At 68.9% G+C, this 23,791-nt stretch carries 20 protein-coding genes; 18 read left to right on the top strand and 2 right to left on the bottom strand.

Annotated elements, in window-relative coordinates; genetic code table 11:
* Positions 1–1,324: class I SAM-dependent RNA methyltransferase (locus DXK32_RS27970; RefSeq protein WP_348981607.1), on the top strand; the 1,324-nt coding region annotated here is incomplete at its 5' end.
* A 75-nt stretch (positions 1,325–1,399) separates the two neighbouring features.
* Here the strand turns inward: DXK32_RS27970 and DXK32_RS27975 are convergent.
* Both DXK32_RS27975 and DXK32_RS27980 read right to left on the bottom strand, forming a co-directional pair.
* Positions 1,400–2,608 carry a class I SAM-dependent rRNA methyltransferase gene (locus DXK32_RS27975; RefSeq protein WP_114861496.1) on the bottom strand — a complete coding sequence of 403 codons (1,209 nt, stop codon included), beginning with the start codon at positions 2,606–2,608 and terminating at the stop codon, positions 1,400–1,402.
* A 116-nt stretch (positions 2,609–2,724) separates the two neighbouring features.
* The gene (locus tag DXK32_RS27980; RefSeq protein WP_114861497.1) at positions 2,725–3,267 is read right to left on the bottom strand and encodes a hypothetical protein; all 543 of its coding nucleotides are present in this window, start codon (positions 3,265–3,267) and stop codon (positions 2,725–2,727) included.
* A 246-nt stretch (positions 3,268–3,513) separates the two neighbouring features.
* On the opposite strand from DXK32_RS27980, the gene ccoN reads away from it, so the two are divergent.
* The 17 genes from ccoN (at position 3,514) to phoB (ending at position 23,684) form a co-directional block, all read left to right on the top strand.
* A complete protein-coding gene (ccoN, locus tag DXK32_RS27985; protein ID WP_014238794.1) occupies positions 3,514–5,010 on the top strand; it encodes a cytochrome-c oxidase, cbb3-type subunit I in 1,497 nt (498 codons plus the stop codon).
* A 19-nt stretch (positions 5,011–5,029) separates the two neighbouring features.
* On the top strand, positions 5,030–5,770 hold the full coding sequence (gene ccoO, locus DXK32_RS27990; protein ID WP_114861498.1) for a cytochrome-c oxidase, cbb3-type subunit II: 741 nt from the start codon (positions 5,030–5,032) through the stop codon (positions 5,768–5,770).
* 13 nt (positions 5,771–5,783) lie between these two features.
* Positions 5,784–5,945 carry a cbb3-type cytochrome c oxidase subunit 3 gene (locus DXK32_RS27995; protein ID WP_014238792.1) on the top strand — a complete coding sequence of 54 codons (162 nt, stop codon included), beginning with the start codon at positions 5,784–5,786 and terminating at the stop codon, positions 5,943–5,945.
* Between the two features lie 3 nt (positions 5,946–5,948).
* The gene (gene ccoP, locus DXK32_RS28000) at positions 5,949–6,836 is read left to right on the top strand and encodes a cytochrome-c oxidase, cbb3-type subunit III (protein WP_014238791.1); all 888 of its coding nucleotides are present in this window, start codon (positions 5,949–5,951) and stop codon (positions 6,834–6,836) included.
* 280 nt (positions 6,837–7,116) lie between these two features.
* Complete coding sequence (gene ccoG, locus DXK32_RS28005) at positions 7,117–8,649, top strand: cytochrome c oxidase accessory protein CcoG (protein ID WP_114861512.1); 1,533 nt, start codon at positions 7,117–7,119, stop codon at positions 8,647–8,649.
* Positions 8,650–8,695: 46 nt separating this feature from the next.
* Positions 8,696–9,220: a FixH family protein gene (locus DXK32_RS28010; protein WP_114861499.1), complete on the top strand. Its 525-nt coding sequence runs from the start codon at positions 8,696–8,698 to the stop codon at positions 9,218–9,220.
* Positions 9,221–9,268: 48 nt separating this feature from the next.
* Positions 9,269–11,752 (top strand): heavy metal translocating P-type ATPase, encoded by a 2,484-nt coding sequence (locus DXK32_RS28015; RefSeq protein ID WP_114861500.1) that lies wholly within the window; start codon positions 9,269–9,271, stop codon positions 11,750–11,752.
* Entirely contained in the window at positions 11,706–11,843 is a 138-nt protein-coding gene (gene ccoS / locus DXK32_RS33290; RefSeq protein WP_247877379.1) for a cbb3-type cytochrome oxidase assembly protein CcoS, read from the top strand. The genes DXK32_RS28015 and ccoS overlap by 47 nt, the downstream gene beginning before the upstream one ends.
* 206 nt (positions 11,844–12,049) lie before the next feature.
* Entirely contained in the window at positions 12,050–12,712 is a 663-nt protein-coding gene (locus tag DXK32_RS28025) for a Crp/Fnr family transcriptional regulator (protein ID WP_247877378.1), read from the top strand.
* Positions 12,713–12,931: 219 nt separating this feature from the next.
* Positions 12,932–15,202, top strand: a complete 2,271-nt coding sequence (locus tag DXK32_RS28030; protein WP_114861503.1) for an NADP-dependent malic enzyme — start codon at positions 12,932–12,934, stop codon at positions 15,200–15,202.
* A 331-nt stretch (positions 15,203–15,533) separates the two neighbouring features.
* Positions 15,534–17,039 (top strand): ATP-binding protein, encoded by a 1,506-nt coding sequence (locus DXK32_RS28040; protein ID WP_114861505.1) that lies wholly within the window; start codon positions 15,534–15,536, stop codon positions 17,037–17,039.
* A gap of 191 nt (positions 17,040–17,230) precedes the next feature.
* Positions 17,231–18,274, top strand: a complete 1,044-nt coding sequence (locus DXK32_RS28045) for a PstS family phosphate ABC transporter substrate-binding protein (protein WP_114861506.1) — start codon at positions 17,231–17,233, stop codon at positions 18,272–18,274.
* 329 nt (positions 18,275–18,603) lie between these two features.
* On the top strand, positions 18,604–19,986 hold the full coding sequence (gene pstC, locus DXK32_RS28050; protein WP_114861507.1) for a phosphate ABC transporter permease subunit PstC: 1,383 nt from the start codon (positions 18,604–18,606) through the stop codon (positions 19,984–19,986).
* Positions 19,979–21,277, top strand: a complete 1,299-nt coding sequence (gene pstA, locus DXK32_RS28055) for a phosphate ABC transporter permease PstA (RefSeq protein ID WP_205215849.1) — start codon at positions 19,979–19,981, stop codon at positions 21,275–21,277. The genes pstC and pstA overlap by 8 nt, the downstream gene beginning before the upstream one ends.
* Before the next feature lie 37 nt (positions 21,278–21,314).
* A complete protein-coding gene (pstB, locus tag DXK32_RS28060) occupies positions 21,315–22,100 on the top strand; it encodes a phosphate ABC transporter ATP-binding protein PstB (protein ID WP_183177724.1) in 786 nt (261 codons plus the stop codon).
* Between the two features lie 59 nt (positions 22,101–22,159).
* On the top strand, positions 22,160–22,948 hold the full coding sequence (gene phoU / locus DXK32_RS28065; protein WP_114861510.1) for a phosphate signaling complex protein PhoU: 789 nt from the start codon (positions 22,160–22,162) through the stop codon (positions 22,946–22,948).
* A gap of 31 nt (positions 22,949–22,979) precedes the next feature.
* Positions 22,980–23,684: a phosphate regulon transcriptional regulator PhoB gene (gene phoB, locus DXK32_RS28070; protein ID WP_014238776.1), complete on the top strand. Its 705-nt coding sequence runs from the start codon at positions 22,980–22,982 to the stop codon at positions 23,682–23,684.
* Positions 23,685–23,791 lie beyond the last annotated feature (107 nt).

The raw sequence follows: 23,791 nt of genomic DNA on the forward strand, positions 1-23,791 counted from the left end.
GAGTTACCGCGTGAAACGACCCGCACCCAAACACCGCCCGTCCCCCCGTACTGCCGCCCCCCGCATCGCCGAGGTGACCGTCACCGAGGTCGGCGCCCGTGGCGACGGCATCGCCAGCTTCGACGATGCAAAGCTCTTCGTGCCGCTGACCGTTCCTGGCGACCGTGTGCGGGTGGCCGTGAAGGAGCCTGCCAACACAAAGGGAGACGGCCTGCGCGCCGACCTTCTGGAGATCCTGGAGGCCGGCCCCGGACGTGCCGCGCCGCCCTGTTCCCATTTCGGAACCTGCGGCGGCTGCACGCTCCAGCATATGGAGGACGCCGCCTACGCCGCCTGGAAAGTCGGGCTGGTGCAGGGCGCCCTGGCCCGCGTCGGGTTGGGCGATGTGCCCATGGAGCCGTTGTCACGGACGCCGGCGGCCGCGCGCCGCCGCGCCCGCTTCGCCGCGCTGAAGCGGGGGCGTCGCGTCTGGCTCGGCTTCAACGAGCGGATGAGCCACCGGCTGACCGATCTGGCGGAGTGTCCGGTGCTGCGGTCCGGCCTGTTCGCCCTGGTGGAGCCGCTGCGCGGGCTGCTGCTGTCGGTTCTGCCGGACGGCGGCGCCTGCGACGTGATCGCCACCGATCTGGAGGGCGGGATCGACCTCGTGCTGGTCGGCCCGCGCAGCCTGGACCGCGCGGCGCGGGAGCGGCTGGTGGCCTTCGGCGAGGCGGAGGGGGTGGCCCGCATCTCCTGGCAGGCGGACGAGCGCGGCACCCCGGAGCCCATCGCCCACCGCCGTCCGCTGGCGGTGTCCTTCGCCGGCCTGCCGGTCACCCCGCCGCCCGGCGCCTTCCTCCAGGCGAGCGCCGAGGGGGAGGCCGCCCTGGTCGCCGCCGTCCTCGCCAACATCGGGGAGCCGAAGCGGGTGGCCGACCTGTTCGCCGGGCTGGGCACCTTCGCGGTCCCGCTGGCCCAGCGGGCGGCGGTCCATGCGGTGGAGGGGGACGCCCCGGCGCTGGCCGCGCTGAACAAGGCGGCCGGGGCGCTGCGCCTGACCACGGAGCGGCGCGATCTGTTCGAGAACCCGCTGACGGCCAAGGAACTGGCCCGGTTCGACGCGGTGGTCTTCGACCCGCCGCGCGCCGGGGCCGCCGCCCAGGCGCAGGCGCTGGCCGGGTCGAAGGTGCCGCGGGTGGTGGCGGTGTCCTGCAACCCGGCGACCTTCGCCCGCGACGCCCGGACGCTGGTGGACGGCGGGTACGTGTTGAGCCGCGTTTACCCCGTGGACCAGTTCCTATGGTCCGCCCACGTCGAGGTCGTCGGGGTGTTCAGCCGTCCGTAGCGGCCGCGAGGGGAACGGGGAACCACGAGGGCACGACGATCATCGCCATCGTCGCGGCCTCGTGGCGAGTCGCCCTCAGTCCAGCTGCATCACGATGGCCTTGAGATAGGCCGACTCCGGCAAGTGCGGGTGCACCGGATGGTCCGGCCCGGCCCCGGCGCTGCGCAGGATGCGCCCGGTCCGCCCGGCGTCGTGCAGGCCGCGGGCGACCTGCTCGGCAAAGGTCGGCGGGTCGACGTTGTGGCTGCACGACGCGCAGAGCAGGAAGCCGCCCGGCGCGGTGATCTTGGCGGCCAGACGGGTCATCTTGCGGTAGGCGCGGCAGCCGACGGCGAGGTCCTTCTTGGACTTCACGAAGGCCGGCGGGTCGGCGATGACGATCTCGAACGTCTCGCCCTCGGCGTTCAGCCGTTCCAGCTCGTTGAAGGCATCGGCGCGGCGCGCCTCGAAGCGGTCGGCCACCCCGTTGGCCTCGGCGGCGCGGGTGGCGTTGTCCAGCGCCCCCTGCGAGCGGTCGACCGACACCACCGACGACGCGCCCTCGACGGCGCAGAGCACGCCGAAGCCGCCGTTGTAGCTGAAGAAGTCGATGGCCCGCTTGCCCTTCGCCAGCTTGGCGATGAAGGCGCGGTTGTCGCGCTGGTCGTAGAACCAGCCGGTCTTCTGACCGCCCAGCGGGTCGGCGAAGAAGGTGGCGCCGTTCTCCTCCAGCCGGATCGGGCCGTCGATTTCGCCCTTCACCAGCCGGCTTTCCTCGGGCAGCCCCTCCAGCGCGCGCTGGGTGCTGTCGTTGCGCAGGATGACCGCGCGCGGGGCCAGCACCTCGTCGATGGCGGCCAGGATGGCGTCGATGCGCTGGTCCATGAAGACGCTGTTGGCCTGCACCGTCACCACGTCGCCGTAGCGGTCCACGATCAGCCCCGGCAGCCCGTCGGCCTCCGCGTGCACGACGCGGTAGTAGGGCCGGTCGAACAGCGCGTCGCGCATCGCCACCGCGCGCCTCAGCCGCCCGGCGAGGAAGGCGTGGTCGACCACCGTCGCCGGGTCGCCGGAGAGCATCCGCGCGGCGATCAGCGTGTGCGGGTTGAAGGTGGCGATGCCCAGCGGCTTCCCGCCGGGGTCCAGCAGGCGCACCGGGCTGCCCGGCGGGATGGCCTTGGCCGCCGTGTCCATCTGGACTTCGTTGGAATAGACCCAGGGGTGGCCGTGCAGGACGCGCCGCTGGCGGCCGGCCTGCAGATGGATCGCCCGGTATTTGACGGGGGTGGTGGGGGTGTCGGTCATGATGGCGCATCCTAGCCGCTCGCGCCCGCCGAGCAAACGGTCACATCGCCGGAGTCGCGTGAAACGGGTGACGGAGTCGCGGGGCGGGACGGGGAGTCCGACGCTTCCGGCGGGACTTACGGGATGCCGAGCGGGCTTTCCGCCTGCGACCGATGCACGCGGTTGTCGTTGGCGCCGTCCATCGCCTTGCACAGCCGCAAGGTTTCCGTGCGGTGTCCGTCCTGGTGGAAGCAGGTCAGCAGGGAGCCGCGCGATCCGGCCGCCCCGGCCAGCAATTCCGGCAGCGCGGTGTGGATCGCCGTGCATCCGTGGCCCCGCGCCAGGCGGTCCATCGAGCGCAGCAACGTCTCCGCCGGGCCCGTCATGTCGAACAGATCGAGCACGACGAAATTCTCCACGGCCAGAATTCGGCCGTGGCGAAGATGCTCCGCAATGGCGTATGAGAAAAGTCCATGGAGGTACCCCCGTGCGTTCTGCACGGTCATGATGCCCGACGGCATGCCCGATGGCGTCGCGGGGGTATCAACCGGCCCAATAAGTGCTGCGGCAAATGCGCGCCATTGCTCCACCGGCAGGTCCGGGAAGATGGCCCGCACCAGCGGATAGGCCTGGTCGATCTGACGCTGACCGAGAGGTTTCGCGATGAAGCTTTCGTCCATGCCCGTCCGACCGCGTGAAGGACGGTGAACGATGGCAGGCACCGGTAAGACCGGTCGTTGACGTAGATCAATGTTGCAAAATCCACCCCTACACATATTGGGATTATTGGAGGCAGGCGCAACCGGCGTCCGCATAAGAAGTGCATCGTATGTGAACCTGCCCCCCTCCTTAACAGTACGTACCCAGCGGTGGTGCAACCTCAGAGGGAGCGGCCCGAGCCGCCCGGGGCAAACGGGAGAGATTGAATGACATCAGCGACTCTGACGCCAGGGGCCGCCCTGGGCAGCCAGCGGGTGTCGGAAAATGTGCGTTACTACGAAGACGCCGTCCGACTCTTCGTCATCGCTGCAGTGTTCTGGGGCGTCGTCGGCTTCCTCGCCGGCGTCTTCATCGCGCTGCAGCTCGCTTTTCCGGCGCTGAATCTCGGCCTTGAGTGGACGAGCTTCGGGCGCCTGCGGCCGGTCCACACCTCGGCCGTGATCTTCGCGTTCGGCGGCAACGTCCTGTTCGCCACCTCGCTCTACTCCGTGCAGCGCACCAGCCGCCAGTTCCTGTTCGGCGGCGAGGGCCTCACGAAGTTCGTCTTCTGGAACTACAACATCTTCATCGTCCTGGCGGCGCTCAGCTACGTGCTCGGCTACACCCAGGGCAAGGAGTATGCGGAGCCGGAGTGGATCCTCGACCTCTACCTGACGGTCATCTGGGTCCTCTACGCCATCCAGTTCGTCGGCACGGTGATGACCCGCAAGGAGTCGCACATCTACGTCGCCAACTGGTTCTTCATGGCGTTCATCCTGACCGTTGCGATCCTCCACATCGGCAACAACGTCAACGTCCCGGTGTCGCTGACCGGGATGAAGTCCTACCCGTTCGTCTCGGGCGTGCAGAGCGCCATGGTGCAGTGGTGGTACGGCCACAACGCGGTCGGCTTCTTCCTGACCGCCGGCTTCCTCGGCATCATGTACTACTTCGTTCCGAAGCGCGCGGAGCGGCCGGTCTATTCGTACCGCCTGTCGATCGTGCACTTCTGGACGCTGATCTTCCTCTACATCTGGGCCGGCCCGCACCACCTGCACTACACGGCCCTGCCGGACTGGGCGCAGACGCTGGGCATGACCTTCTCGGTCATGCTGTGGATGCCGTCCTGGGGCGGCATGATCAACGGCATCATGACCCTGTCGGGTGCCTGGGACAAGCTGCGCACCGATCCGGTCCTGCGCTTCCTCGTGACGTCGGTGGCCTTCTACGGCATGTCGACCTTCGAGGGCCCGCTGATGTCGGTGAAGCCGGTCAACGCCCTGTCGCACTACACCGACTGGACGATCGGCCACGTGCACTCCGGCGCGCTCGGCTGGGTGGCCTTCATCTCCTTCGGCGCGATCTACTATCTGGTCCCGGTCCTGTGGAAGCGCTCGCAGCTCTACAGCCTGCGTCTGGTCAGCTACCACTTCTGGACCGCCACCATCGGCATCGTGCTCTACATCACCGCCATGTGGGTGTCGGGCATCATGCAGGGCCTGATGTGGCGCGCCTACGACAACCTCGGCTTCCTCCAGTACTCGTTCGTCGAGACGGTCGCGGCCATGCATCCCTTCTACGTGATCCGTGCTCTGGGCGGCGTCCTGTTCCTGGCTGGTGCCCTGATCATGGTCTACAACCTGTGGCGCACGGCCAAGGGTGACGTCCGCATCGAGAAGCCCTATGCCTCCGCCCCGCACAAGGCGGCGGTCGGTGCGGCCTGACGCCGGAGGAACTGAGAAAATGGCTGAGCAAAAAAAGGGCTTTAGTCACGACACGATCGAGCGGAACACGCTTCTGCTCATCGTCCTGATCCTGATCACCGTGTCGATCGGCGGCCTCGTCCAGATCGTCCCGCTGTTCACGATCGAGTCGACGATCGAGAAGGTGGATGGGGTCCGTCCCTACTCGCCGCTCGAACTGGCTGGCCAGAACATCTACTTCCGCGAAGGCTGCTACAACTGCCACAGCCAGCAGATCCGTCCGTTCCGCGATGAGGTGGAGCGTTACGGTCACTACTCGCTGGCCGCGGAAAGCATGTACGACCATCCCTTCCAGTGGGGCTCCAAGCGCACCGGTCCGGACCTGGCCCGCGTGGGCGGCAAGTACTCCAACGACTGGCAGGTCGCCCACTTGGTCGATCCGCGCGCCGTGGTGCCGGAGTCGATCATGCCGGGCTACGCCTGGATGAAGGACCGTCCGCTGAAGTACACCGACATCCAGGATCACATGAAGACCCTGCGCATCGTCGGCGTCCCCTACACGGACGAGCAGATCGCCAGCGCCAAGGCCGACCTCGAAGCGCAGAAGAACCCGGACGCCGACACGGCCGGTCTGATGAAGCGCTACCCGAAGGCCGTCGTGGCCAACTTCACGGGCAACAAGGGCGTCACCGAAATGGACGCGCTGGTGGCCTACCTGCAGGTCCTGGGCACCATGGTGGACTTCACCAAGTACCAGTCGCCCAAGCAGCTCCAGCAGTAACCGGGAGGGATCCATGGACTTGGATTCGATCACTGTCGCCCTGCGGTCCTTCTGGACCGTCTGGCTGGCCCTGCTCTTCACCGGCATCGTGGTCTACGCCATGTGGCCAGGCAACCGGGGCAAGTTCGAAGACGCCTCCCGGATCCCGCTCAAGGAAGATGGTCAGGAGTTTTAGGCCATGGCACAGAAAGAAAAGGACGCCTTGTCCGGCGTCGAGACCACCGGCCACGAGTGGGACGGCCTGCGGGAGCTGAACAACCCCCTGCCCAAGTGGTGGCTGTACATCTTCTACGTCTGCATCGCGTGGTCCCTCGTCTACTACGTGCTCTACCCGGCCTGGCCGCTGGGCAAGAGCTACACGAAGGGCCTGCTCGGCTACTCGCAGCGCGAGGAGCTGGTGCAGAAGGTCGCCGACGGCAAGAAGGCTCAGGAAAAGTACCTGACGGCCATCGCCGCGACCTCGGTCGAGGACATCCAGAAGAACAAGGACCTCCTTGCCTTCGCGATGGCCGGCGGCCGCTCCTACTTCAACGAGAACTGCGCGGCCTGCCACGGCGCCGGCGGTCAGGGCGCCAAGGGCTTCCCGACGCTCGCCGACGACGTGTGGCTGTGGGGCGGCACCTCCGCCGACATCTACAAGACCATCCAGCACGGCATCCGTGCGGATGACGGCGACACCCGCGGGACGGTCGGCATCGGCATGACCGCCTTCGGCCGGGACGGCATCCTGAACCGTGAACAGATCGGTCAGGTCGCCGAGTACGTCCTGTCGCTGAACAAGCGGTCGACCGACGCCGCCGCGGCGGAAAAGGGCAAGACCGTCTATGAAGAGAACTGTGCCGCCTGCCACGGCGACAGCGCGCAGGGCTCGGTCGCGGTCGGCATGGACGTCGGCGCTCCGCCGCTCGTCACGGCCAACTGGCTCTATGGCGGCGACAAGGCCACGCTGGTGGAGACCATCACGAACGGCCGCGCCGGCGTGATGCCCGCCTGGTCGAAGCGTCTGGACGACGCGACGATCAAGTCGCTGGCCGTCTACGTCCACAACCTGGGCGGCGGCAAGTAAGCCGTCCAGCCAGGAGGAACCGCCGGGGTGGGGGACGCCCCCCTGGCGGGTCCGCCGGACTTCGGTGCCGGGGAGGCGACTCCCCGGCATTTTCTTTTTCCGGGCGGCTTGTCATCCGGGTCGTGACGGACGCGCGGGGTGGGACGGAAGCCCCCGAATCCTTTGATCCAGCGCAATGCCCCTGTGACGTTCTGCCGCCATAGTCCCCTCGCCACGGCCGAACCATGTCGGCATGGCCAAGCCGCCCGCGCGGCGGTCGCCAGACGAAGAGGGCGAGGTCATGAGCACGACCACCGAACAGCAACCGCCTCGAAGCGACCGGTTGGAGCGCCCGGCCGCCGGGGACGCGCCCGCCGCCGCCCCGCCAAAGGCACAGCGTCGCGCGTCGCGCTCGATGTACCAGAAGCACGCCAAGGTCTATCCCAAGGCGGTGCACGGCACCTTCCGCCGCATCAAATGGGCGGCGCTGGCGGTTCTCCTGGCGATCTACTACGTGCTGCCCTGGGTCCGCTGGGACCGCGGGCCGAACGCACCCGACCAGGCGGTGCTGCTCGACCTCGCCAACCGCCGCTTCTATTTGTTCTTCGTCGAGCTGTGGCCGCAGCAGATCTACTACCTGACCGGCGCGCTGATCCTTGCGGCGCTGGGCCTGTTCCTGGCGACCTCGCTGGCCGGCCGCGTCTGGTGCGGCTACGCCTGCCCACAGACGGTGTGGACCGACCTCTATGTCTGGGTCGAACGGCTGGTCGAGGGCGACCGCGGCGAGCGCATCCGCCTCGACCAGGGTCCCTGGACCGCCCGGAAGGCCGGGCGCAAGGTTCTGAAGAACCTGATCTGGCTGCTGATCGCGCTGGCGACCGGCGGCGCCTGGATCTTCTACTTCACCGACGCGCCGACGCTGCTGGGCGAGATGCTGCGCTTCGAGGTGTCCTCGACCGCGCTCGGCTTCATCGGTCTGTTCACCGCCACCACCTACCTGCTGGCCGGTTTCGCGCGGGAGCAGGTCTGCACCTACATGTGCCCGTGGCCGCGCTTCCAGTCGGCGATGATCGACGAGGACAGCCTGATCGTCACCTACCAGGACTGGCGCGGCGAGGGCCGCAGCCTGATGCGCAAGTCGCAGAGCTGGGAGGAGCGCAGGGCCGAAGGTCTGGGCGACTGCATCGACTGCTTCAACTGCGTCCAGGTCTGCCCCGCCGGCATCGACATCCGCGACGGGTTGCAGATGCAATGCATCGGCTGCGGCCTGTGCATCGACGCCTGCGACGAGATCATGACCAAGGTCGGGCGCCCCACCGGCCTCATCACATTCGACACCCAGACCAATCAGGTGGCCGTCGCCACCGGTGGGCAGCCGGTGCCCTTCCGCCTGCTGCGCCCGCGCACGATCCTCTACACGCTGATGATGCTGGTCATCGCCGGCGGCATCGGGGTCGGGCTGCTGCTGAAGCCGGGGCTGGACATCAGCGTCCTGCGCGACCGCGCCCCGCTGTTCGTGGCGCTGTCCGACGGGTCGGTGCGCAACGCCTACACCTTCAAGATCTCCAACATGACCCGCGACCCGCGCGCCTACACGCTGGCGGTCTCCGGGGTGACGGGGGCCAGCCTGTCGGTGGCCGGCGACGGCCAGGACGAGCAGGCCGGCACCCAGCGCCTGACCGCCGATCCGGACATGGTGGCGACCTACAGAATTTTCGTGACCGCGCCGCGCACCGGTTTGCAAGGCGTCTCCCAGCCCCTTACCTTCAGGCTTACCTCGGCCGATGGTGAGGTGGCGACCTATGACTCCGTCTTCATGGGGCCGGCCAACTGATCCCGACCGGCTCTTCGCGCTGCATTCACCAAAGGTCAAGACGACGATGACGCTGTCCACCGACGCCGGAACCCGCCGCACCCCGCCCCGCCGGACCGGCCGCCAGCCCGGCTGGTACATCCCCTGGATCTTCGTGGCCGGATTCGCCGTCGTGATCGCGGTCAACGGCGTGATGCTGCACTTCGCCCTGTCGAGCTGGACCGGCGTCCAGACCGAGCAGCATTTCATGAAGGGCCTGAAGTACAACGAGGATCTGGCCGGCGCCCGCGCCCAGGCCGAGCGCGGCTGGAAGGTCACCACCGACTTCACCGCCACCGAGGCGCAGAAGGGCATCCTGGCGCTGACCCTGCACGACAAGCACGGCAATCTGCTGAAGGACGCCGAGGTCAAGGTCGCCTTCATCCGCCCGACCAGCGAGGGCCACGACGTGCGCCTCGACCTGCCCTATCTGGGCGAGGGCCGCTTCGCCGCCCCGGTGGCGCTGCCGCTGCCCGGCCAGTGGGACCTGCGCGTGGAGATCCACCATGCCACGGGCGACTACCAGGACGAACAGCGCCTCTTCGTCAAGTAAGCGGCCCATCCGCCGCGCAACAGCACACCAGCACACGGGTTTCGTGACATGACCGTCTGCCTCCACTGCGGGCAGGAGCATCCCGAGGGCACCGGCACCACCGCCTCCGACGGCGCCGGCCCCTTCTGCTGCACCGGCTGCGCGGCGGCCTATGACCTCGTCCGCGGGCTCGGGCTGGAACGCTATTATGAGCGGCGCTGCGTCGATCCCGCCGCCCGGCCCCTGCGCCCGGACGGCGAGGCGCCGCCGCTCGACTACGCCCCCCACGCCAAGCCGGGAACCGACGGCACCGCCTCGCTGCATCTGATGATCGACGGGCTGCAATGCGCCGCCTGCGTCTGGCTGATCGAGACGGCGCTGGCCCGCCAGCCGGGGGTGACCCACGCGCGGCTGAACATGACGACGCGCCGCCTCTCGGTGACGTGGCGCGAAGCCGAGACCGACGCCAACACGGTCGTCGACACCGTCGCCCGCATCGGCTACCGCGCCGTGCCCTTCGACCCGGAGCGGCTGGGCGACGCCCAGGCGAGGACGGAGAAGGAGCTTCTGCGTTCGCTGGCCGTCGCCGGCTTCGGCGCCAGCAACGTCATGCTGCTGTCGGTGTCGGTCTGGGCCGGCCATGCGACGGGCATGGGCTCCGCCACCCGCGACCTGATGCACTGGCTGTCGGCGCTGGTCTGCATGCCGGCCATCGCCTACGCCCTGCGGCCCTTCGCGCGCTCGGCCTTCCAGGCGCTGCGCCGCGGGCGGACGAACATGGACGTGCCGATCACCATCGGCGTCCTGCTCGCCACCAGCATGAGCCTGTTCGAGACGATCAACAGCGGCCAGCACGCCTATTTCGACGGCGCGATGATGCTGCTGTTCTTCCTGCTGATCGGGCGCTACCTCGACCAGCGGGCGCGCGGCCGGGCCCGCTCGGCGGCGGAGCAGCTTCTCGGCCTGCACGCCACCTCGGTGACCGTTCTGAACGAGGACGGGCGCAGCGCCATCGTGCCGCCGGATCAGGTCAGCCCCGGCTCCACCATCCTGGTGGCGGTGGGCGAGCGGGTCGCGGTGGATGGCACGGTGGCCGACGGCGTGTCCGACCTCGACACCGCCCTGATCACCGGCGAGACGGTGCCGGGCAGCGTGCGTCCCGGCGACCGCGTGTTCGCCGGCATGCTGAACCTCACCGCCCCGCTGCGCGTGACCGTGACGGCGGTGGGCGAGGGCACGCTGCTGGCCGAGATCGTCCGGCTGATGGAGGTGGCCGAACAGGGCCGCGCCAAGTACGTCGCCATCGCCGACCGGGTGTCGCGCCATTACGCCCCGGTCGTCCATGTGGCGGCGCTGGGCACCTTCCTGGGCTGGCTGCTGCTCGGCGGGCTGCCCTGGCAGGATTCGCTGATGAACGCCGTCGCCGTCCTGATCATCACCTGCCCCTGCGCGCTGGCGCTCGCCGTGCCGGTGGTGCAGGTGATCGCCAGCGGGCGGCTGATGCGGCAGGGCATCCTGCTGAAGACCGCCACGGCGCTGGAGCGCTTGGCCGTCATCGACACGGTGGTCTTCGACAAGACCGGCACGCTGACCGAGGGGCGGCCCGTCCCGCAGCTCGACGGCGTGGCCGAGGACGACCTGCGCCTTGCCGCGGCGCTGGCCGGGGCCAGCCGCCACCCGCTGGCCCGCGCCCTGACCCGCGCGCTGCCCAACGTGCCCGTCGCCACCGGCGTGCGCGAGATCCCCGGCGCCGGACTCGCCCTGGATGGTTCCGCCCTGGATGGCTCTGACGGGGAAATCCGGCTGGGCAGCCGCGCCTTCACCGGCGCCCCGGACACGGCGGAGGACGCCGCCGGCCCGGAGCTGTGGCTGGCCCGCCCCGGCGCCGCCCCGGTGCGCATCACCTTCCTCGACGCGCCGCGCGCCGACGCGGCGGCGGTGGTGCGCGGGCTGAAGGCGCGGGGCCTGGACGTCCGGTTGCTGTCCGGCGACCGCCGCGGCGCCGTGGCCGCGGTGGCCGCGCAGCTCGGCATCGAGGACTGGCGGGCCGGCCAGACCCCCGCCGACAAGACCGCCGTTCTCGACGCGCTCGCCGCCGAGGGCCGCAAGGTGCTGATGGTCGGCGACGGGCTGAACGACGCCCCGGCACTGGCCGCGGCCAGCGTGTCGATGTCGCCGTCCACCGCGGTGGACGTCAGCCAGACCGCCGCCGACGTGGTGTTCCAGGGCCGCCGCCTGCGCCCCATCCTGGAGGCGTTGGAGGTGTCCCGCCGCTCCGGGCGGCTGGTGCGCCAGAATTTCGGCATCGCGCTGGTCTACAACCTGTTCGCGGTGCCCATCGCCATGGCGGGCATGCTGACGCCGCTGCTGGCGGCGCTGGCCATGTCCTCCTCCTCCCTGATCGTTATCGCCAACGCCCTGCGGCTCAGCCGCGGCGCGGTGACCAAGGACCTGACCGATGACCGAGCTTCTCTATCTGATCGCGATCGCGCTGAGCCTGGGGCTGATGGGCCTGGGGGCGTTCCTGTGGGCTCTGAAGTCCGGGCAGTTTGACGATCTCGACGGGGCGGCCCACCGCATCCTGTTCGACGACGAGCCGCCGCGCCCGAACACCGAGCCGTCGAGCCCGCAGAAGGGCCGTTGAGGGGCCGTTGAGGGGGCCGCTCTTAAGGCGTGGCTATGGCAATTCGGCCACGGTCCCTGCGAGCACCGTTGCGAAACAGACCGAATATGACGATTATGGGAGCGTTGTACGGCTAAGGGTTGGGTCATGCCATGCCACCCTTTGACATGGGGCGCGCCCGCGAAAAGGGCGCGGCGAGTGAGATGAATCCCTGTGGGGCCTGTCCCGTGCGCAGTCTGACCGTCTGCGCCGCTCTGGACCCCGAGGAACTGCGCCGTCTCGCCGACATCCTCCAAACCTCCCGCGTCGAAGCCGGACAGACCCTGTTCAGCGAAGGCGACGCGGCGGACGCGCTCTACAACGTCACCGCCGGCACCGTGAAGCTCTACAAGCTGCTGCCGGACGGGCGCCGCCAGATCACCGGCTTCCTCGTCACCGGCGACTTCCTGGGGCTGGCCGTCAACGACAGCTACGCCTACACCGCGGAGACGGTCACGGCGGCGACGCTCTGCCGCTTCCCGCGCAGGAAGATCGACGCGCTGATGGACGAGTTCCCGAAGATGCAGCGCCGTCTCTTCTCCATGGCCTCGAACGAGCTGGCGGCGGCGCAGGACCAGATGCTTCTGCTCGGCCGCAAGACGGCGAAGGAGAAGATCTGCTCCTTCCTGCTGATGCTGTCCCAGCGCGCCGCCCGGCGCGGGCACAAGGAAAACCCCGTCTACGTGCCGATGAGCCGGGCCGACATCGCCGATTACCTGGGCCTGACCACCGAGACGGTAAGCCGCACCTTCACCCAGTTGAAGACCGCCGGCGTGATCTCGCTGCAGGAAGGCAACAAGGTCCTGATCAGCGACATGGACGCTATCTACGACATGGCCGAGGGCTGCTGAGCCTCTTTCCGGACACGAAACGATGTCTTCGGTCATCGTTCGTGATCTGATATGTCGTATTCCAGGAAAAATTCGCATCTTTCGTGCGATCCCGCTCTGGCGGGACGCGCCCGCGCGGGCTAACATCCGCCGCCCGACCGGCCGGAACCGAGAACAAACAACGACGGCCGGCCCAAAGAAGAACGGCTGCAACAGCCTACGCTCAGGAACCGAACCCCGATGACCGAACCCGATACAAAGCGCGTCACCGACGAAGAAGCCCTTCTGCTGCACTCCTCCGGGCGTCCGGGCAAGCTGGAGATCGCGCCCACCAAGCCGCTGACGACCCAGCGCGACCTGTCGCTGGCCTATTCGCCGGGCGTGGCCGTTCCCTGCCTGCGCATCGCCGAGGACCCCAGCACGGCCTACGACTACACGGCCAAGGGCAACATCGTCGCCGTCATCTCCAACGGCACGGCGGTGCTGGGGCTGGGCGACCTCGGCGCGCTCGCCTCCAAGCCGGTGATGGAAGGCAAGGCGGTGCTCTTCAAGCGCTTCGCCGATGTGGACGGCATCGACCTGGAGGTCGACACCAGGAACGTCGACGAGTTCGTCAACTGCGTCCGCTTCCTCGGGCCGAGCTTCGGCGGCATCAACCTGGAGGACATCAAGGCGCCGGACTGCTTCATCATCGAGGAGCGCCTGCGCGAGCTGCTGGACATCCCCGTCTTCCACGACGACCAGCACGGCACCGCCATCATCGCCGCCGCCGGCCTGATCAACGCCTGCGACATCACCGGGCGGGCCCTCAAGGACGTGACGATGGTGGTCAACGGCGCCGGGGCGGCGGGCATCGCCTGCGCCGAGCTGTTCACGACCATGGGCGTGCCGCGCGAGAACATCATCCTGTGTGACACCAAGGGCGTCGTCTACCGCGGCCGCACCGACGGCATGAACCAGTGGAAGTCGTCCTTCGCGGTGGAGACGGACAAGCGCACGCTCCAGGAGGCGGTCGCCGGGTCCGACGTCTTCGTCGGCCTGTCGGCCAAGGGCGCGATGACGCCGGAGATGGTCAAGTCGATGGCGGCCAAGCCGATCATCTTCGCGCTGGCCAACCCCGATCCGGAGATCACCCCGGAGGAGGTGAAGGCCGTCCGCTCCGACGCCATCGTGGCGACCGGCCGCTCCGACTACCCGAACCAGGTCAACAACGTCCTGGGATTCCCCTACCTGTTCCGCGGCGCGCTCGACGTCCGGGCGACCACCATCAACGAGGCGATGAAGGTCGCCGCCGCCAAGGCGCTGGCCGCCCTGGCCCGCGAGGACGTGCCGGACGAGGTGGACGCCGCCTATGCGGGCCGCCGCCTGCGCTACGGGCCGGAATACATCATCCCGGTGCCCTTCGACCCGCGGCTGATCGTGACGGTCCCCGCCGCGGTGGCCCAGGCCGCCATGGAGAGCGGCGTGGCGCGCAAGCCCATCGTCGATCTGGCGGGCTACCGGAACGGCCTGCGCACCCGGCTCAACCCGACGGCGGACAGCCTCCAGCTCATCCTGGAGAAGGTGAAGGCCAACCCGCGCCGCGTCGTCTTCGCCGAGGGCGAGGAGGAGCGGACGATCCGCGCGGCACTCGCCTACCGCGCCGCCGGCTTCGGCACGCCGGTGCTGATCGGCCGCGAGGCGGTCATCAAGGAGCAGCTGGCGGCGATGGGCCAGTCCGGCGTCTCGCTGGAGATCCACAACGCCCGCGTCTCCGACGCCAACCGCCGCTACAGCGACTATCTGTACCGCCGGATGCAGCGCCGGGGGGCCCTGCTGCGCGACTGCCAGCGCATGGTGAACCAGGACCGCAACGTCTTCGCCGCGCTGATGGTGGCGCAGGGCGACGCCCACGCCATGGTCACCGGCCTGACCCGCACCTTCGGCGTGGCCTTCGAGGAGATCCGCCGGGTCATCGACGCCAAGGCGAACGAGCCGGTCTTCGGCCTGCACGTCTTCCTGACGCGCAACCGCACGGTGCTGATCGCCGACACCACGGTGCATGTCCGGCCGAACGGCCAGACGCTGGCCGACATCGCCATCGGCGCCGCGGCCAAGGCGCGCCAGATGGGGCACGAGCCGCGGGTGGCGCTGCTGTCCTTCTCCAACTTCGGCCAGCACCCCCACCCGAACACCGATCCGCTGCGCGAGGCCATCTCCATCCTCGACAGCCGCCGCGTCGATTTCGAGTATGACGGGGAGATGTCGGCGGACGTGGCGCTGGACCACCAGCTGATGAAGCGGGTCTACCCGTTCTGCCGGCTGTCCGGCCCGGCCAACGTCCTGATCATGCCCGGCCTGCATTCGGCCAACATCACGGCGAAGCTGCTCAACAAGATGGCCGGTGGCCAGATGATCGGCCCGCTGCTGATCGGCTTGGACAAGCCGGCGCAGATCGTCACCATGGGCGCCTCGGTCAACGATCTGGTCACCGCGGCGGCGCTGGCGGCCCACGACTCGCTGCCCTGGTGAGCGGAGGGCGCTGTCTTCGAACGACGTGCAGGCCGGGTATTTCCCCAGGCTTAACCGTACTTGAAGTCCCCTCTCCCCTCTGGGGAGAGGGTTAGGGTGAGGGGGTTGCGCTTTTGCCGGACACTCCGCCACGCGCATCCCCCTCACCGGCCCTCCGGGCCACCCTCTCCCCAGAGGGGAGAGGGCTATCAAGGATGCCTTCGCGCGGACCGGGTGTTTCCCCGGCCCGCGCGTTAATCTTTTGTGACGCCCGCTCATCGGCTTGCGGGATGGTGTAAAAGCGGAGTTCCGTCTCCAAGACCGTCCGCGTGACGCACGAGAAGCGCCGTCCATGATCTCCAAGCCGATGCCGCCCCTCCGGTTGATCCTCGCCGCCGCGCTGGTGCTGGCGCCGTTGCTGCCGGCCCTGTGGGGGCTGTGGCGGCAGGGGACGATCGGTCCAGTGGTGGCGGTTGTGGGGGGCTTGGCCGGGGTCGGCGGGGTGGCGCTGATGATCCAACTGTATTTCCGCGACCTGCGGACGGTGGCCGCCCACGCGGCCCGGCTCGCCGCCGGCCCGACGGAGGCGGTCCCGCCCCTGCCCGTCACCGCCTCCCGTCCGGTGCGGGCGGCGGCGGCGGCGGCGGTGCGGCTGCACCGGGTGATGAACGCCCGCACCGAGCTGGCGCTGGCCCAGCTCGAAGCCAACGAATCCATCATCGAGGCGCTGCACGACCCGCTGGTGCTGGTCGGGGCGGAGCGGCAGGTGGCGCGGGCCAACCAGGCGGCGCGCGCCCTGTTCGGCGACCGCATCCTCGACCGCGACCTCGCCGCCTCGCTGCGCAACCCGGCGGTCCTGGAGGCGGTGGACGCCGTGCTGAAGGGCGGCGCCTCGCGCATCCTCGAATTCAGCCTGCCGGTGCCGGTGGAGCGCATGTTCGAGGTGCGGGTCAAGCCCTTCCAGCGCCGCGTTCCCCGCCCGGCCCTTGGCGAGGACGGGGCGCCCGCCGGAACCGTGCCGGGGCGCATGGTCATCCTGACGCTGCACGACATCACCGCGCTGCGCCGGTCGGAGCAGATGCGCGCCGACTTCATCGCCAACGCCAGCCACGAGCTGCGCACGCCGCTGTCCTCCCTGCTCGGCTTCATCGAGACGCTGCGCGGCCCCGCCCGCGAGGATCTGGAGGCGCACGAGCGCTTCCTGTCGATCATGCAGGACCAGGCCAGCCGCATGGCCCGCCTCGTCAACGACCTGCTGTCGCTGTCGCGGATAGAGCTGGACGAGCACATGCCGCCCGCCGGCACGGTCGACGTGCTGGACCGGCTGGACGGGGTGATGGCGGCGCTGGAGCTGAAGGCGGCCAGCCGGCGCATCCGCCTGACGCTGGAGGCGCCGGAGAACCTGCCCGCGGTGGTCGGCGACGAGGACCAGCTCACCCAGGTCTTCCAGAACCTCGTCAGCAACGCCATCAAATACACCCGCGAGAACACCGACGTGACGGTCGCCGTGTCGCTCGCCGACGGCATGGCGGTCGGGGTGTCCGGTCCGGCGGGCCGCGGCGGGCGGGGGATGCCGATGGTCGCCGTCGCCGTGCGCGACCAGGGGGAGGGCATCGCCCGCACCCACCTGCCGCGCCTGACCGAGCGCTTCTACCGCGTCGACGCCGCGCGGTCGCGCGCCATGGGCGGCACCGGGCTGGGGCTGGCCATCGTCAAGCACATCGTGAACCGCCACCGCGGCCGGCTGACCATCGAAAGCGCGGTCGGGGTGGGCAGCACCTTCACGGTCTATCTCCCCGCCGCGTCGGAGGAGTCGGGAGAGGGCCGCGCCGCCGAGCCCGCGCGGCGCCAAGCCTAGAGGTTGCGGCTACCCCCATCGGCGTGACCGAAAGTGGGCGTCGTCATGAAACTGTCATAAAACCGTAATCAGCGCGTCGCGGACCCCGACTAGTGTCCGCCCCGCAAGCCGCCCGCCCCTGGGGGAAGCGGCACGGGGTTGAACCAGTGCGTTCCCCGGCAAAGGGGCAACCGGACCATCGGAGGGATACCGTGAATTCCAAGAAGCTCGCCGTCACCGCCGCCGCGGTCGTCGCCATGACCGCCGCCTTCGCGGGTGCCGCGAACGCCCAGTCGCGCGACCAGATCCGCGCCGTCGGCTCCTCGACCGTGTTCCCGTTCACCACGGCGGTTGCCGAGGCCTTCGGCAAGGGCGGCAAGTTCAAGACCCCGGTCGTCGAGTCGACCGGCACCGGTGGCGGCCTGAAGCTGTTCTGCGCGGGCGTCGGCCCGCAGCACCCGGACGTTGCCAACGCCTCGCGCCGCATCAAGAAGTCCGAGGTCGAGCAGTGCGCCGCCAACGGCGTCGCCCAGATCACCGAGCTGAAGGTCGGCTTCGACGGGATCGCGCTCGCCTACTCCAAGCAGGCCCCGCACACCGACCTGACCACCCAGATCCTGTGGAAGGCGCTGGCCAAGGACGTGCCGGTCGACGGCAAGATGGTCGCCAACCCCTACAAGAAGTGGTCGGACATCGACCCGAAGCTCCCAAACAAGGAGATCGAGGTGCTCGGCCCGCCCCCGACGTCCGGCACCCGTGACACCTTCAACGAGCTGGTGATGCTCGAAGGCTGCAAGAAGGTCGCCGAGGTGAAGGCCGCGGTCGCCGACGAGAAGGCCCGCGAGAAGGCCTGCATGACCATCCGCGAGGATGGCGGTTACGTCGAGGCCGGCGAGAACGACAATCTGATCGTCCAGAAGCTGACCGCCAACCCGGACGCCTTCGGCGTGTTCGGCTACAGCTTCTACGACCAGAACCGCGACAAGCTGCAGACCGCCAAGATGGACGGCGTCGAGCTGTCGCCGGAAGCGGTCCAGGCCGGCAAGTACGAGCTGTCGCGCCCGCTGTTCATCTACATCAAGAACGCCCACGCCGGCGTCATCCCGGGCATCCGCGAGTTCATCGCCGAGTACACCTCGGAGCGCGCGATGGGCGAGGACGGCTACCTGGGCGACAAGGGCCTGATCTCCATGCCGAAGGCGGAGCGCGACGCCGCCCGCACCTCGGCGACCAACCTGACCCCGCTCCAGCTCTGACCGGCTGACGGAGCCGGCGGCCCGCTCTAGGGGCGCGGCGATAGCGTTTGGTCACCTTAGCCCTCTCCCCTCCGCTCACGCGCAAACTTCGTTTGCGCTGACGCGACAGGCGGACCTTTGGTCCGCCGAGAGCGGGGAGAGGGTGGCCCGGAGGGCCGGTGAGGGGGTTGCGCAAGGCGGTTCGTCCGGCACAAGCGCAACCCCCTCACCCTAACCCTCTCCCCAGAGGGGAGAGGGGACCTTGGATGCCTACGCCTGCACCCTGATGGGGCCGCCGGTTTCCCGTTTGTGCCAGGAGCCAATTCTCAGCCCATTTCCGGCGGTTTCGCATGCAGCTCACGGTACTGCTCATCATTCTGGCCCTGCTCACAGTGATCGGTTACCAGATGGGCCGGTCGCGTGCCGTCGCCTCCGTCGGCGGCCGCATCGTCGAGCTTCATTCGGTGCCGTCCTACCACGGCTTCTACGTCGCCCTCTGGGCGGGGCTTCCGGCCCTGCTGCTCTTCGCCTTCTGGGGGGCGTCGGAAGGCTGGCTGGTCATGCAGATGGTCCTGTCCGGCCTGCCGGACCGGCTGGTCAACGGCGACGCCCAGTCGCTCGGCCTGCTGCGCGCCGACATCCTGAACCTCGCCCACGGCGTCACCACCGGCCGCGAGCCCGATCCGGAGGTCGTCGCCGCGGCGGAGCGCTATGTGCGGCTGCACGCGCTCGGCGACTGGAGCCTGCTGGTCATCGGCTGCTGCGTCGCCATCGGCGGCCTGCTCTACGCCCGCCGCCGCATCGACCCCGACCTGCGCGCCCGCAACCGGGTGGAGCGCACGGTCAACATCGCGCTGGTGATCTGCTCGCTGGTCGCCATCCTGACCACCATCGGCATCGTGCTGTCGCTCCTGTTCGAGGCGATCCGCTTCTTCGCGGTGGTCAACCCGCTGGACTTCCTGTTCGGGACGCATTGGAGCCCGCAGATGGCCATGCGCGCCGACCAGGTGGGCTCCAGCGGCTCCTTCGGCGCGATCCCGCTGTTCGCCGGCACGCTGCTGATCACCGGCATCGCCATGGCGGTGGCGGTTCCGGTCGGGCTGATGGCGGCCATCTTCATGTCGGAATACGCCAGCCCGGGCCTGCGCACGTGGCTGAAGCCGATCCTGGAGGTGCTGGCCGGGATCCCGACCGTGGTCTACGGCTTCTTCGCCGCCCTGACCATGGCGCCCTTCGTCCGCGACGTGGGCAACAGCCTGGGGCTGAGCGTCAGCTCGGAATCGGCGCTGGCCGCCGGCTTCGTGATGGGCGTGATGATCATCCCCTTCGTCAGCTCCCTGTCGGACGACGTCATCAACGCGGTGCCGCAGAGCTTGCGCGACGGCTCCTACGGGCTGGGCGCCACCAAGTCGGAGACGATCCGGCTGGTCGTGCTGCCCGCCGCCCTGCCGGGCATCGTCGCCGCCATCATGCTGGCGGTCAGCCGCGCCATCGGCGAGACGATGATCGTCACCATGGCCGCCGGCCTCACCGCCAACCTGACCGCCAACCCGCTGGACGCGGTGACCACGGTGACGACGCAGATCGCCACGCTGCTGGTCGGCGACCAGGAGTTCGACAGCCCCAAGACGCTGTCGGCCTTCGGGCTCGGCCTCGTCCTGTTCGTCGTCACCCTGACCCTCAACATGGTCGCCCTCCGGGTGGTCCAGAAGTATCGAGAGAAATATGACTGACCTCGTGGAACAGGATACGCGGGCCATGTCGGTCGCCGTCACCAAGTCGCGCTACCAGAGCGAGGAGTTCTCCGCCCGGCTGCGCCGCCGCTACGCCGCGGAGCGCCGGTTCCGGATCGCCGGGATGGTCGCCGTGGGGATCGCCTCGCTGATGCTGGTGGTTCTGCTCGGCTCCATCGTCAGCAAGGGCTACACCGCCTTCTGGCAGGCGCAGATCCGGCTGGAGGTGACCCTGGACAAGCAGCATGTCGAGGAGCGGAACTACACCGCCATCGTCCGGCAGGCGCTCTACGCCCAGGTCCCGGCGGCCACCGACCGCGCCACCCGCCGCTCGCTCAACGACCTGCTGTCCTCCGGCGCGCCGTACGAGCTGGAGGCGATGGTCAACGCCAACCCGTCGCTGGTCGGCACCACGCAGACGGTCTGGGTCCGCGCCGACGACGAGATCGACCAGTTCATGAAGGGCTTCATCCGGCGCGACGTGCCGGAGAGCGAGCGCCGGCTGAACGACGTCAAGATCGCCGCCATCGACGCGCTGGTCGCCAACGGCTCCATCCGCAGCACTTTCAACACCACCCTGTTCACCGCCGGCGACAGCCGCGAGCCGGAACAGGCGGGCATCCTGGGGGCCGTCGTCGGTTCCGCCCTGACGCTGGTGGTGACCATGCTGCTGTCGGTGCCCATCGGCATCGCCGCCGCGGTCTATCTGGAGGAGTTCGCGCCGAAGAACCGCTGGACCGACCTGATCGAGGTGAACATCAACAACCTCGCCGCGGTGCCGTCGATCATCTTCGGCCTGCTCGGCCTCGCGGTGTTCCTCGGCTTCTTCGGGCTGCCGCGCTCCGCCCCGCTGGTCGGCGGTCTGGTGATGGCGCTGATGACCCTGCCGGTCATCATCATCGCCTCGCGCGTCGCCCTGAAGGCGGTGCCGCCGTCGATCCGCGAGGCGGCGCTGGGAGTCGGCGCCTCGCCGCTGCAGACGGTGACGCACCATGTCCTGCCGCTGGCCCTGCCGGGCATCCTGACCGGCACCATCATCGGCATGGCCCGCGCGCTCGGCGAGACGGCGCCGCTGCTGATGATCGGCATGGTCGCCTTCATCGTGGACATCCCGGGCGGCCTGACCGACAGCGCCACGGCGATCCCGGTGCAGATCTACATGTGGGCGGACAGCCCCGAGCGGGCCTTCACGGAGCGCACCTCGGCGGCGATCATGATCCTGCTCGCCTTCCTCATCCTGATGAACGGCCTGGCCGTCTTCCTGCGCAAGAAATTCGAGAGGCGTTGGTAACCCCATGAGCGTCCAGACCCACATCCCGGCCACGGCCATGCCTTCGCGTCCCGCCGCCGGCATCCACGGCACCAAGATGGTCGCCCGCGACGTCAAGGTGTTCTACGGGGCCAAACAGGCGCTCAAGGGCATCAACCTGGAGATCCAGGAAAACCGCGTGATGGCCCTGATCGGGCCGTCCGGCTGCGGCAAGTCGACGTTCCTGCGCTGCCTGAACCGCATGAACGACACCATCGAGAATTGCCGCGTCGAGGGGCTGATCGCGCTCGACGGCGAGGACGTCTACGGCAAGAACATCGACGCCGTTCAGCTCCGCGCCCGCGTCGGCATGGTCTTCCAGAAGCCGAACCCCTTCCCGAAGTCGATCTACGACAACATCGCCTACGGCCCGCGCATCCACGGCATCGCCAGCCACCGCGACGAGATGGACGAGATCGTCCAGACCTCGCTGCAGCGCGCCGGCCTGTGGAACGAGGTGAAGGACCGCCTGCGCGAGCCGGGCACCGGCCTGTCCGGCGGCCAGCAGCAGCGCCTGTGCATCGCCCGCGCCATCGCCGTCAGCCCCGAGGTGATCCTGATGGACGAGCCCTGCTCGGCGCTCGACCCCATCGCGACGGCCCACATCGAGGAGCTGATCGACGAGCTGCGCGAGAACTACACGATCGTCATCGTCACCCACAACATGCAGCAGGCGGCCCGCGTCTCCCAGAAGACCGCCTTCTTCCATCTGGGCGACATGGTGGAGTGCGACGACACCGAGGAAATCTTCACCAACCCGCGGGACGAGCGCACCCAGGGCTACATCACCGGCCGCTACGGCTGATCCCCGGCCCCCGCTCCCCGGCATCGCCGCCACTCTTCCATCAGCGAAGGACGTGAAGCATGAGCAACGAACACATCGTGCGTTCCTTCGCGCACGAACTTGAGCGCCTGTCCAACCTGATCACCCAGATGGGCGGTGTCGCCGAAGCGCAGGTGGACGCCGCCGTGAAGGCGGTGGCCCGCCGCGACGTCGCGCTGGCCGCCCAGGTCATGCAGGCCGACCAGCGCATCGACGCCTACGAGCGCGACATCGACGCCGAGGCCGTGCGCCTGCTCGCCCTGCGCCAGCCGCTCGCCCAAGACCTGCGCGAGATCGTGTCGGCGCTGAAGATCGCGTCGGACCTGGAGCGGATCGGCGACTACGCCTCCAACATCGCCAAGCGCTCGCTGGCCCTGGCCCAGGTGCCGGTGGTGCGCCCGGCGGTGGCCATCCCGCGCATGGGGCGGCTGGTCGAGTCGATCATGAAGGACGTGCTGGACGCCTACATCGAGCGCGACGTCCAGCGCGCCATCGCCGCCTGGGAACGCGACGAGGAGCTGGACGACCTCTACACCAGCCTGTTCCGCGAGGTCCTGACCTACATGATGGAGGACCCGCGCAACATCACGCCCTGCACGCACCTGCTGTTCATGGCGAAGAACCTGGAGCGGATCGGCGACCACGCCACCAACATCGCCGAGACCATCCATTATCTGGTGGTCGGGACGACGCTGCGCGCCGCGCGCCCGAAGAACGACGGCAGCAGCTTCGCCGTGGTCGAGCCGGAGGGGTTCTCCACCGACCCGGTGGAACGGGGATTGCCGCGGGACGGCGGCCCGGATAACGATGGAGCGGGACATGCCGCGTGACGGCGAGACGCGCAGTGGGAGCGGGACAAGCATGAATTCGGCGCTGAAGCCGCTCGTTCTCATCGTCGAGGACGAAGCCGACATCGTGACGCTGCTGAAGTACAATCTGGAGAAGGAAGGCTTCCGCGTGAACGCCGCCACCGACGGCGAGGAGGCTCTTCTGTTGGCCGGCGAGCAGACGCCGAACATCGTCCTGCTCGACTGGATGCTGCCGCTGATGTCGGGGCTGGAGGTCTGCCGCCAGATGCGCCGCAACAGCAAGATGCGCGACATCCCGATCATCATGCTGACCGCCCGCGGCGAGGAGGCGGACCGCGTTCGCGGCCTGAACTCCGGCGCCGACGACTACATCACCAAGCCCTTCTCCCCGACCGAGCTGGTCGCCCGCATGCGCGCCGTGCTGCGCCGCTCGGCCCCCGGCATGACCGACGAGACTCTGCAGTTCGCCGACGTGACCATGGATCTGGCCGCGCACCGGGTGCGCCGGAACGGGCGCGACGTGCATCTGGGGCCGACCGAGTTCCGCCTGCTGCGCCATTTCATGCAGCATCCCGGCCGGGTCTTCTCGCGCGAGCAGCTTCTCGACGTGGTGTGGGGCCACGACGTCTATGTCGAGCCGCGCACCGTAGACGTGCACATCCGCCGGCTGCGCAAGGCGATGAACGAGGAGACGGAGATGGACCTGATCCGCACCGTCCGCTCGGCCGGCTACGCGCTGGACAGCAAGTCCATCTGACCGGAATGCGCCGAGCGCCGGCCTTGCCCCCTCCCTAACCCTCCCCCGCTGGCGCAGGGGAGGGGATAAGCTCCCTCTCCTGCGAAGCGGGGGAGGGAAGGGGCCCA

This window comes from Azospirillum brasilense, from assembly GCF_003349955.1.
GTDB classification, from domain to species: Bacteria; Pseudomonadota; Alphaproteobacteria; order Azospirillales; family Azospirillaceae; genus Azospirillum; species Azospirillum brasilense_B.

Bases quoted from the DNA above. Each gene is read 5' to 3' on its own strand.
- DXK32_RS27975 (WP_114861496.1), bottom strand. From the start codon at position 2,608: ATGACCGACACCCCCACCACCCCCGTCAAATACCGGGCGATCCATCTG.
- DXK32_RS27980 (WP_114861497.1), bottom strand. From the start codon at position 3,267: ATGGACGAAAGCTTCATCGCGAAACCTCTCGGTCAGCGTCAGATCGAC.
- ccoN (WP_014238794.1), top strand. From the start codon at position 3,514: ATGACATCAGCGACTCTGACGCCAGGGGCCGCCCTGGGCAGCCAGCGG.
- ccoO (WP_114861498.1), top strand. From the start codon at position 5,030: ATGGCTGAGCAAAAAAAGGGCTTTAGTCACGACACGATCGAGCGGAAC.
- DXK32_RS27995 (WP_014238792.1), top strand. From the start codon at position 5,784: ATGGACTTGGATTCGATCACTGTCGCCCTGCGGTCCTTCTGGACCGTC.
- ccoP (WP_014238791.1), top strand. From the start codon at position 5,949: ATGGCACAGAAAGAAAAGGACGCCTTGTCCGGCGTCGAGACCACCGGC.
- ccoG (WP_114861512.1), top strand. From the start codon at position 7,117: ATGAGCACGACCACCGAACAGCAACCGCCTCGAAGCGACCGGTTGGAG.
- DXK32_RS28010 (WP_114861499.1), top strand. From the start codon at position 8,696: ATGACGCTGTCCACCGACGCCGGAACCCGCCGCACCCCGCCCCGCCGG.
- DXK32_RS28015 (WP_114861500.1), top strand. From the start codon at position 9,269: ATGACCGTCTGCCTCCACTGCGGGCAGGAGCATCCCGAGGGCACCGGC.
- ccoS (WP_247877379.1), top strand. From the start codon at position 11,706: ATGGGCCTGGGGGCGTTCCTGTGGGCTCTGAAGTCCGGGCAGTTTGAC.
- DXK32_RS28030 (WP_114861503.1), top strand. From the start codon at position 12,932: ATGACCGAACCCGATACAAAGCGCGTCACCGACGAAGAAGCCCTTCTG.
- DXK32_RS28040 (WP_114861505.1), top strand. From the start codon at position 15,534: ATGATCTCCAAGCCGATGCCGCCCCTCCGGTTGATCCTCGCCGCCGCG.
- pstC (WP_114861507.1), top strand. From the start codon at position 18,604: ATGCAGCTCACGGTACTGCTCATCATTCTGGCCCTGCTCACAGTGATC.
- pstA (WP_205215849.1), top strand. From the start codon at position 19,979: ATGACTGACCTCGTGGAACAGGATACGCGGGCCATGTCGGTCGCCGTC.
- pstB (WP_183177724.1), top strand. From the start codon at position 21,315: ATGCCTTCGCGTCCCGCCGCCGGCATCCACGGCACCAAGATGGTCGCC.
- phoU (WP_114861510.1), top strand. From the start codon at position 22,160: ATGAGCAACGAACACATCGTGCGTTCCTTCGCGCACGAACTTGAGCGC.
- phoB (WP_014238776.1), top strand. From the start codon at position 22,980: ATGAATTCGGCGCTGAAGCCGCTCGTTCTCATCGTCGAGGACGAAGCC.